This window comes from Ligilactobacillus equi DSM 15833 = JCM 10991, from assembly GCF_000615765.1.
Taxonomy (GTDB): domain Bacteria; phylum Bacillota; class Bacilli; order Lactobacillales; family Lactobacillaceae; genus Ligilactobacillus; species Ligilactobacillus equi.
The window spans coordinates 1-8,794 of record NZ_BAMI01000068.1 but is presented as its reverse complement, the minus strand read 5'-3'; the positions used below and the strand labels follow the sequence as shown (position 1 = coordinate 8,794).

The following is an 8,794-nucleotide window of genomic DNA, read 5'->3' as shown; positions in this document are numbered from 1 at the left end:
TTTAAAAAATGTGCCTGCAACTTAGCCACTGGTGCAAAATCGCGCGTGTGGTAAGTCACATCAATCGCTTGGTCACTGGTATCCACAATTGCATAGGTACCCTGTAAGCTAGCATAAGCTCCTCGTGGATAAGAAATGCTCCCTGGATTGAGGTAAATCACCCCATTAAGCTTTTGCACACCTAATTGATGAGTATGCCCAAAAAAGACCAGGTTGGCTCCTTTTTCATGGGCTAACTCTTCCAAATGATTTAACCCAAAGTTTACCTGATAAAGATGACCATGGGTCATTAAAATCCGATCGTCTCCGTGACGATATTCTACAACTTTGTCATACCCCGGATCATAGTCACAGTTACCTGTAACCACAGCGAAATCTTGCCATAATTCATCATCGCTCGCTAACTCTGAATCTCCACAATAAAACATGGCATCAACTTTTCCTCGATAATAATCGCGCAATTTCACTAAAATATCACGATCATAGTGACAATCACTGACAACTAAATAACGCATCTTAATCCCACCAATCTGCTAGCTGTGTCATTAATTTCCGCAAAGCTATGCCCCGATGGCTAACTTCATTTTTTTCATCCTGACTTAACTCTGCGAAAGTCTTACCTAATTCAGGATAGAAGAATAAAGGGTCATAACCAAAACCGGCTTTCCCACGTTTGGCATGTAAGATTTTCCCATAAGCATCCCCTTCTACGACCAAAGGGTCTTTGATAGGACTCGTCACAACCACAGAACAATGGAAATGAGCTGTTCTTTTATCATCGGCCACTTCTGCTAAGTTAGCTAAGAGTTTTTCATTATTCTTATCATCATCGTGGTCACCAGCATAACGCGCTGAGTAAATTCCTGGTTCACCATTTAAGGCATCGACCACTAAGCCTGAGTCATCTGCTAAAACTGGCATTTGCAGAAAATCTGATAAAGTTTGGGCCTTCTTTAAGGCATTTTCCGTAAAGGTCTGCCCATCTTCCACAATTTCTGGCGCATCTTTTACATCGGCCAAAGTCTTAACCTTAATCCCTAAAGGAGCAAACATAGCCGCGTATTCACGAGCTTTGCCTTGATTTTTTGTGGCAATTACGATTTCTTTCATTCTGTCACCCATCCTCTTTTGCTTTTGCCCCTATTATAGCAATTTTTTCTTAAAAAGAAACTACCCAACACTGAGAAAAATCTCTCCTAAAAAGTTTTTCCTTTTTGAAATTATCAGGGTATAATGAATAGTGAGACTAATTACGGAGGATAAAAACTGTAATGAAGGAAAACTTCTACCAAATTGCCATTAAAAACGGCCAACTACCAAATCTACTACTGCGTGACGCACTTCTGCCAGAAATTCTCGGAAATGATAACCAAATTTTATATTGGGCAGGTAAGGCGCTCGCTCGAAAATTTCCTTTGTTTAACTTTGCTGATATTCCAACTTTCTTCGCCCAAGCCGGTTGGGGAGATTTACGCTTATATAAAGCTAACAAAAATCGCAAAATCTATCAGTTAAGTGGTGCAAATGTTAAAACACGTTTGGAAGAAAATAAAGAAGCTGAGTTTTTACTAGAAGCCGGTTTTTTAAGCGAAAGTATCCAAACCATCGAAGGCTACATAACCGAAACGGAAATTTCTGAAGTTAACCTTAAAAAGCATGTGGTCACTTTAAGTGTCCAAAGTGATCATAGTGAAATCCTAGACTTTGAACTTGACAGTCAACCAAACTTTCTTGAACTCATCCCAGAACACAACATTGCCTCTTCAGAGCTTAAAACAACAGGTACAGCTACCGTAGAAAATGAATAGCACCAAAAAGTCGCAAGTCAAAAACTTGCGACTTTTTCTTATTTACCGGCGATTTTAATCCGGTTGATGGCTCTCTTAAGAGAAACTTCAGCCGGTGTAATTCGTCAATATTGTGACCTTCTTTAGCCTCGGCAATCCGGCGTTCTGCACGCTCTTTGGCACGTTGCGCCCGGTTAGCGTCGATATTTTCCCGACGTTCTGCTGCAGAAGCCACAATTGATAAAGTGTTGTGAGAAAATTCCATGAAACCACCACTCACAGCAATTTCATCATAAGCATCTTCTCCGACCTTTACCCGTACCTCGTCAATCGCTAAAGCAGCGAGTGTTGGCACGTGATTAGGCATAATCCCGATTTCACCAAGGGTTGTTTTGCAAACGACCATAGTGGTTTGGTTTTGATAAACCGAACCATCTGGTGTAACCACATCAACCGTTAATACAGGCTTTTCATCCATGGGAAAAACCTCCTTAGTTGTTGGCTAATTTTTTGGCTTTTTCAACAACATCTTCGATTGGACCAACCAAACGGAAGGCTTCTTCAGGAAGATCATCGTATTTACCATCAAGAATTTCTTTGAAGCCACGTACGGTTTCACTAACCGGAACATATGAACCTGGAAGACCTGTAAATTGTTCCGCCACGTTAAAGCTTTGTGACAAGAAGAACTGAATCCGACGCGCACGGGCAACAACCACTTTTTCTTCGTCAGACAATTCGTCCATCCCTAAGATTGAAATAATATCTTGTAATTCACGGTAACGTTGTAAAACGTGTTGAACTTCAGTCGCCACTTGGTAGTGTTCTTCACCTACAATTTCTGGAGAAAGCGCTGATGAAGAAGATGCCAATGGGTCAACGGCTGGGTAAATACCTTGTTGGGTCAAAGAACGTTCCAAGTTAGTTGTGGCATCCAAGTGAGCGAATGTTGTTGCTGGCGCAGGGTCAGTGTAGTCATCGGCAGGCACGTAAACAGCTTGAATAGATGTAACTGACCCCTTCTTAGTTGAAGTAATCCGTTCTTGTAATTGACCCATTTCAGTGCCAAAGTTGGTTGGTAACCAACGGCAGAAGGAATCCGCCCCAAGAGGGCAGAAACTTCAGAACCAGCTTGAGTGAACCGGAAAATGTTATCAATAAACAAGAGCACATCTTGACCATCAACATCACGGAAGTATTCCGCAATTGTCAAACCAGTCAAAGCAACCCGCATCCGAGCTCCAGGTGGCTCGTTCATTTGACCAAAGACCATGGCTGTTTTTTCCAAAACACCAGATTCTTTCATTTCGTAGTAAAGGTCATTCCCTTCACGTGTCCGTTCACCAACACCAGTAAACACAGAAATACCATTGTGTTCTTGTGCAATGTTGTGAATTAATTCTTGGATTAAGACGGTCTTACCAACACCGGCACCCCCGAATAACCCAATCTTACCACCTTTAATGTATGGGGCAAGTAAGTCAATAACTTTAATCCCTGTTTCAAGGATTTCTGTACTTGTGTTCAATTCATCATAATCTGGTGCATCTCTATGGATAGGGTTACGCTTGTGATCAGCGGAGAATTCTTCCCCATTATCAATAACTTCACCTAAGACGTTAAATACCCGACCCAATGTATCTTCACCAACAGGAACAGAAATTGGGGCACCAGTATCTTCTACTTCGGCACCACGTTGAAGTCCATCAGTGGAATCCATGGCGATGGTCCGCATAACACCATCTCCCAATTCCAAAGTAACTTCAATCACCAATGATGTTCCATCAGCACGCTTTACACGTAAAGCATTATTAATTTCTGGTAATGATTCATCGACAGGGAATTGAACGTCAACAACAGGTCCGATAACTTGAACTACTTTACCAAGACTCATTAGTTAAATTCCTCCTGTTTATTAATTTAAGGCTGCTTGAGCACCCGTAATTTCGGTAATTTCCGTGGTAATTGCACTTTGACGTGCACGGTTATACTGGAGCTCAAGTGTAGAAATCAATTCGTCAGCGTTATCTGTAGCTGACTTCATTGATGTTGAACTTGAAGCATGTTCAGCTGTTTTAGCATCTAAAATTGCTCCATAAACCAAACTTTCGGCGTATTGAGGAAGAATAACTTCCAAAATTGCGTCTTGAGAAGGTTCCGTTTCATAATCAGCAGAAATTCCTTGTGCATCAGGTTCGTTGAAATCATCGTCCCCCATATTTTCCGCAGAAATTGGGAGCATTTTTTCCGCTCGAAACGCTGATGTTAAAGTGTTAACGAAGTGGTTATAGCAGACATAAAGTTCATCATACATGCCACTGTTGTACATCGTAACAATCGAGTTAACAATTGGACGTACTTCTCTGAAGGTAGGAATGTCACCTACCCCACGATATTCGTAACCAACTTCGAAGCCACGTTTTTTAAAGAAGTCAGCTCCGGTACCACCGATAGCTAAAATCACAACACCATCTTTACCCTTTGGTACCTTATTAATCAAGTCCAAAGTTTGCTTGATAACATTAGAATTATAGCTACCAACTAATCCCCGGTCTGACGTAATCACAACAATCCCAATCTTTTCAACGGGACGTTGTTTTAGCATTCCTAGTGTGCTTACTTGACCATCTGTGACAGTACCACCTGCAGCCACACCATTTAAAAGGTGAGACTTAGCTAAGTGCGTAATCACACTCCGAATTTTTGAAGCATAAGTTTGATATGAAGCCGTGTGCTTTTGGATTTGGCTTAACTTGGCCGTTGATACCATTTGCATGGCCCGCGTAATTTGTTGGGTCCGCTTCGTTGAATCAATCCGACGCTTAACTTCCTTTAAGGACGCTGGCATACATCTTCACCGTCCCTTCTTAGTTAGCTGAACCTTGGAATGATTGTGCAAAGTCCTTAATTGCAGCATCCATCTTATCAGTGTCAGGTAATTGACCACTTTCACGGATAGTAGCAAATAAGTCCGCGTGATTACTTTCAAAGAAATCAAATAATTGATCTTGGAATGGTAAGATATCCTCTAAAGCAACAGCATCCAAGAAGCCGTGAGTCAAGGCATATAAAATTACAACTTGTTTTTCAACAGCTAATGGCTTGTGCAATGGTTGCTTCAAGACTTCCACCGTCCGACGACCACGGTTCAACTTGGCTTGGGTTGCTTCATCTAAATCAGAACCAAATTGCGCAAAGGATTCTAATTCACGGAAGGAAGCAAGGTCCAGACGTAAAGTCCCGGCAACCTTCTTCATAGCCTTGATTTGGGCAGAACCCCCAACCCGAGAAACAGATGTCCCGGCATCAATAGCTGGACGAACTCCGGCATAGAAGTTGTCAGAATTCAAGAAGATTTGACCGTCAGTAATAGAAATTACGTTAGTTGGAATGTAGCGGAGACGTCCCCGGCCTTAGTTTCGATAAATGGTAAGGCCGTCATTGAACCGCCACCTAATTCATCACTTAACTTAGCAGCCCGTTCCAATAAACGTGAGTGCAAGTAGAAAACATCCCCAGGGTAAGCTTCACGACCAGGTGGACGACGTAAAATCAAAGATAATTCACGGTAAGCATCTGCTTGCTTGGATAAATCATCATAAATGATTAATACATGCTTGCCATTAAACATGAATTCTTCACCCATTGCTGCCCCAGCATATGGAGCTAGGTAAAGCATTGGGGCTGGTGATGAAGGACCAGCAGAAACGACAATCGTGTAGTCCAAAGCACCTAAACGGCGTAAAGTTTCTACTTGCGTCCGGACAGTTGATTCTTTTTGACCAATCGCAACATAGATACAAATCATGTTTTGGCCTTTTTGGTTCAAAATAGTATCAATGGCCAAAGATGTTTTACCAGTCTTCCGGTCACCAATAATCAATTCCCGTTGCCCACGTCCAATTGGCACTAAAGCATCGATGGCTTTAATCCCTGTTTGGAGTGGTTCTTCAACAGACTTACGTTCCATAACACCAGGAGCTTTACGTTCAATTGGTCGTGTTTTCGTTGTCTTAATTTCACCTAAACCGTCAATTGGTTGACCTAAAGGATTAACAACCCGACCAATCATTTCTTCCCCAACAGGAACTTCCATAATACGGCCAGTCCGCTTAACCGTATCACCTTCACGAATGCCTTTATAAGCACCTAAAATAACAATCCCGACATCACCGGTTTCAAGGTTTTGGGCCATCCCGTAAGTCCCGTTAGAGAACTCTACTAATTCACCGGCTAAGGCATTGTCTAAACCGTTGGCGCGGGCAATCCCATCCCCAACATAAGTTACAGTCCCTACCTCAGCAACATCAAGGTCGCTTGTGTAGTCGGCCAATTGTTGTTTAATTAAGGCACTGATTTCTTCAGCCTTAATGCTCATAAAAGTCTCACCTCTTTATTTTAGTAATAAGCGTTTAACGCGTTCAATTCTTGTTTTGATAGAGCCATCGTAGATGTAGTCGCTTGATTGTAAAATCACACCACCCACGATACTTTCATCAATGACTGGAGTCAAAATTACTTCTTTGGCCCCGACAACTTGAGCAAATTTATCTGCTAGACGTTGTTTTTGAGTGGCATCGAGTTCAATTGCCGTTGTAACAATTGCCCGCACAATTTTTTGGTCTTGGTCATATAGCTTCTTAAATTCTGCCACAACTTCACCTAATTGTGTGATTCGGCCCGCATCAAACAACATTTTGATCAGATTTTGACTGAGCTCATTTGCTCCGGCAATCAACTGGTTCACTAAATCTTGTTTGACACTTAACTTAATAGCAGGGCTCTCCATAAAAGTTACAAAATCGGCTTGACTCGAAATACCATCTGCAAGTTGAGTTAAGTCGTCATTAACTTGGACTAAGATGTCTCTTTGCTTAGCAAGTTCAAAGACCGCTCGGCTGTAACGACGCACAACCGTTAAATTATTTGTTGCCATCTTGCTTCCCCAACCCTTCAATGTAAGCATCTACTAATTGTTTATGATCAGCAGCACTTAGTTCTTTTTGGATAATCTTAGAAGCAATCGCAACAGATAACTCAGCCACGTCATTTTTCACCCCATCTAAGGCTTCTTGACGCTCTTGTTGAATATCTTTTTGTGCATTGTCTTTTAAAGTCTTCACTTCTACATGTGCAGCTTCGACAATTTTAGCACTTTGTTGCTTACCATTTTCTTTAGCGCGGTCGATAATTTGTGATGCTTCTGTTCGTGAATCCTTTAAAGCAGCTTCACGTTGAGCAGCTAATTCGGTCGCTTTTTGCCGGGCATCTTCGGCAGCGTCTAAATCGTCAGCAATCTTTGTAGCCCGCTTATCCATCATATCTGTAACTGGACCCCAGGCAAACTTTTTGATTAAAGCCAATAAAATTAGGAACATTACGAGGTAAAAGATAAAATCACCCCAGGCAATGCCTGATTCGGCTTCCGCTGCACCTAATAAAAATGCTACGTTCATTTAGCGACACCTCCTTTAACACAATAATTCATTTGTATTGTTACGATTATGCTGCGTATAACATAAAGGCAATAACGACCGAAATGATAGGCATGGCTTCAACCAAACCAACCCCGATAAACATGTTTGTCCGTAATTGACCTGATAGTTCTGGTTGACGTGCCATACTTTCAAGTAATTTAGAAATTAAAATACCGTTACCGATACCACCACCAATAGCGGCACCCATTGCAGCTAAACCTGCACCAATTAATGTTAATGAACCCATTTAAGAATCCTCCTCAAATTAATCTTCTTTTTCGACTTTTTGTGAAATATAAACCATTGTTAAAATAGTGAAAACAAAGGCTTGAATACTACCGATAAATACTGAGAAACCTTGCCAGAGAAGCTCAAGAATTGCAGATGGAATAAAGACTAAAATTCCATGTGATAAAGCTAACTTTCCAACTAGTGTCAGCAATACTTCACCAGCAAAAATGTTACCGTATAACCGTAACCCTAAGGTAATGATGTTTGTAAACTGTTCCAATAAGTTAATTGGAAGTAATGCAGGGAATGGACTTGTAAAGGTATTCTTCAGATAACCCATAAAGCCAAACTTCTTAACCCCCATGTAATGAGCTAACAAGTTCACCATAAACGCTAACGTTAAAGCAGTCATTGGGACAGCTGTCGCACTCTTAAAGTAAACCACATCACCAACTTTCACTTGGAACATTAACCCAGCTTGGTTAGCAACAAAGATAAAGACAAAGAGCGTAAAAGCTAATAAATTGTAACTTCGTCCTTCAGCATTCGGCATGATACTTTTCACAATACCATTGGTAAAATCAATCAACCATTCTAGCATATTCTGTTTACCAGTTGGTTTCATTTGTAAGTTGCGGGAAAACCAAAATAACAACAGGAAAACAACTAATGCGACAACCGCACCAGAAATTACGTTAGTAAGGTTAAAAGGAATGCCCAAAAGTGTGACGATTCTACTTTCTTCACTCACCGGGGTCTCACCTCTTTTCGTAATTATTTAAAATGGCTAAATATCAACCAATAAGACAAACATACCCAAGTTAAATCTTGAATACAATAGCAATAATACCACCATTTTAAAGAAAATACAAAGCAATAATGGAGATTTTACTACATTGTTTCATAAATGTAGCTCGACTTTTTATAAATTTTTTTCATAGCATCTGCACTAATTTTCCGTAATGCACTTTTGGCACTTAAAGTCACATTTTCAGATTTTTTACCCCATATAAAGATTATTTGTTATTACTAAAAAATTGTCTAACACCTTGAGAAAATAACAAATAATCGTCAAATATATAAAATTTTATGCTTATTGAACTGTAGTTAACTGAACTAAGAGTCTACTTTCACCTATTAATTACAAGGCGTGACGGGCGAGAAAAATTTGAAAATTTTTGTACAAAAAAAGCACCCATATGGGTGCTTTTCATATCTATAAGGCGGTAACCGGATTTGAACCGGTGATAAAGGTTTTGCAGACCTCTGCCTTACCACTTGGCTATACCGCCATACAAA

General features: G+C 40.7%; 8 protein-coding genes, 1 tRNA gene and 3 pseudogenes. 1 reads left to right on the top strand and 11 read right to left on the bottom strand.

Translation table 11 applies throughout. The features are described 5' to 3' along the window. On the bottom strand, nt 1-515 hold a 515-nt coding region (locus JCM10991_RS10545), incomplete at its 3' end, for a metallophosphoesterase (RefSeq protein WP_025021454.1). A 1-nt stretch (nt 516) separates the two neighbouring features. Further along, nucleotides 517-1,110 (bottom strand): XTP/dITP diphosphatase, encoded by a 594-nt coding sequence (locus JCM10991_RS10540; RefSeq protein WP_025021453.1) that lies wholly within the window; start codon nt 1,108-1,110, stop codon nt 517-519. Nucleotides 1,111-1,271: 161 nt separating this feature from the next. Here JCM10991_RS10540 and JCM10991_RS10535 point away from each other — a divergent pair, with 161 nt between their 5' ends. Next, nucleotides 1,272-1,808 (top strand): YslB family protein, encoded by a 537-nt coding sequence (locus tag JCM10991_RS10535; protein WP_025021452.1) that lies wholly within the window; start codon nt 1,272-1,274, stop codon nt 1,806-1,808. Nucleotides 1,809-1,846: 38 nt separating this feature from the next. Here the strand turns inward: JCM10991_RS10535 and JCM10991_RS13795 are convergent. From JCM10991_RS13795 to JCM10991_RS10490, 9 genes and pseudogenes are all read right to left on the bottom strand, one after another. Beyond that, nucleotides 1,847-2,265 (bottom strand): annotated as a pseudogene (locus JCM10991_RS13795) (F0F1 ATP synthase subunit epsilon). Between the two features lie 13 nt (nt 2,266-2,278). Beyond that, nucleotides 2,279-3,681: pseudogene (atpD, locus tag JCM10991_RS13790) on the bottom strand (F0F1 ATP synthase subunit beta). Nucleotides 3,682-3,702: 21 nt separating this feature from the next. Beyond that, on the bottom strand, nt 3,703-4,635 hold the full coding sequence (locus tag JCM10991_RS10520) for a F0F1 ATP synthase subunit gamma (protein ID WP_025021451.1): 933 nt from the start codon (nt 4,633-4,635) through the stop codon (nt 3,703-3,705). A 19-nt stretch (nt 4,636-4,654) separates the two neighbouring features. After that, nucleotides 4,655-6,165 (bottom strand): annotated as a pseudogene (atpA, locus tag JCM10991_RS13785) (F0F1 ATP synthase subunit alpha). Between the two features lie 15 nt (nt 6,166-6,180). After that, nucleotides 6,181-6,723: an ATP synthase F1 subunit delta gene (gene atpH, locus JCM10991_RS10510; RefSeq protein WP_023858719.1), complete on the bottom strand. Its 543-nt coding sequence runs from the start codon at nt 6,721-6,723 to the stop codon at nt 6,181-6,183. After that, nucleotides 6,710-7,243, bottom strand: a complete 534-nt coding sequence (gene atpF / locus JCM10991_RS10505; protein ID WP_025021450.1) for a F0F1 ATP synthase subunit B — start codon at nt 7,241-7,243, stop codon at nt 6,710-6,712. Before atpF ends, atpH begins: the two co-directional genes overlap by 14 nt. Before the next feature lie 46 nt (nt 7,244-7,289). Continuing rightward, nucleotides 7,290-7,511 (bottom strand): F0F1 ATP synthase subunit C, encoded by a 222-nt coding sequence (atpE, locus tag JCM10991_RS10500; protein ID WP_023858717.1) that lies wholly within the window; start codon nt 7,509-7,511, stop codon nt 7,290-7,292. An 18-nt stretch (nt 7,512-7,529) separates the two neighbouring features. Next, nucleotides 7,530-8,246, bottom strand: coding sequence for a F0F1 ATP synthase subunit A (gene atpB / locus JCM10991_RS10495; RefSeq protein ID WP_025021449.1), 717 nt, complete (start codon nt 8,244-8,246; stop codon nt 7,530-7,532). A 470-nt stretch (nt 8,247-8,716) separates the two neighbouring features. Further along, a tRNA-Cys gene (locus tag JCM10991_RS10490) sits at nt 8,717-8,787 on the bottom strand. Between the last annotated feature and the right edge of the window lie 7 nt (nt 8,788-8,794).

What these genes read in the sequence shown, in the direction of transcription:
- JCM10991_RS10540 (WP_025021453.1), bottom strand. Translation starts at nt 1,110, where the DNA reads ATGAAAGAAATCGTAATTGCCACAAAAAATCAAGGCAAAGCTCGTGAA.
- JCM10991_RS10535 (WP_025021452.1), top strand. Translation starts at nt 1,272, where the DNA reads ATGAAGGAAAACTTCTACCAAATTGCCATTAAAAACGGCCAACTACCA.
- JCM10991_RS10520 (WP_025021451.1), bottom strand. Translation starts at nt 4,635, where the DNA reads ATGCCAGCGTCCTTAAAGGAAGTTAAGCGTCGGATTGATTCAACGAAG.
- atpH (WP_023858719.1), bottom strand. Translation starts at nt 6,723, where the DNA reads ATGGCAACAAATAATTTAACGGTTGTGCGTCGTTACAGCCGAGCGGTC.
- atpF (WP_025021450.1), bottom strand. Translation starts at nt 7,243, where the DNA reads ATGAACGTAGCATTTTTATTAGGTGCAGCGGAAGCCGAATCAGGCATT.
- atpE (WP_023858717.1), bottom strand. Translation starts at nt 7,511, where the DNA reads ATGGGTTCATTAACATTAATTGGTGCAGGTTTAGCTGCAATGGGTGCC.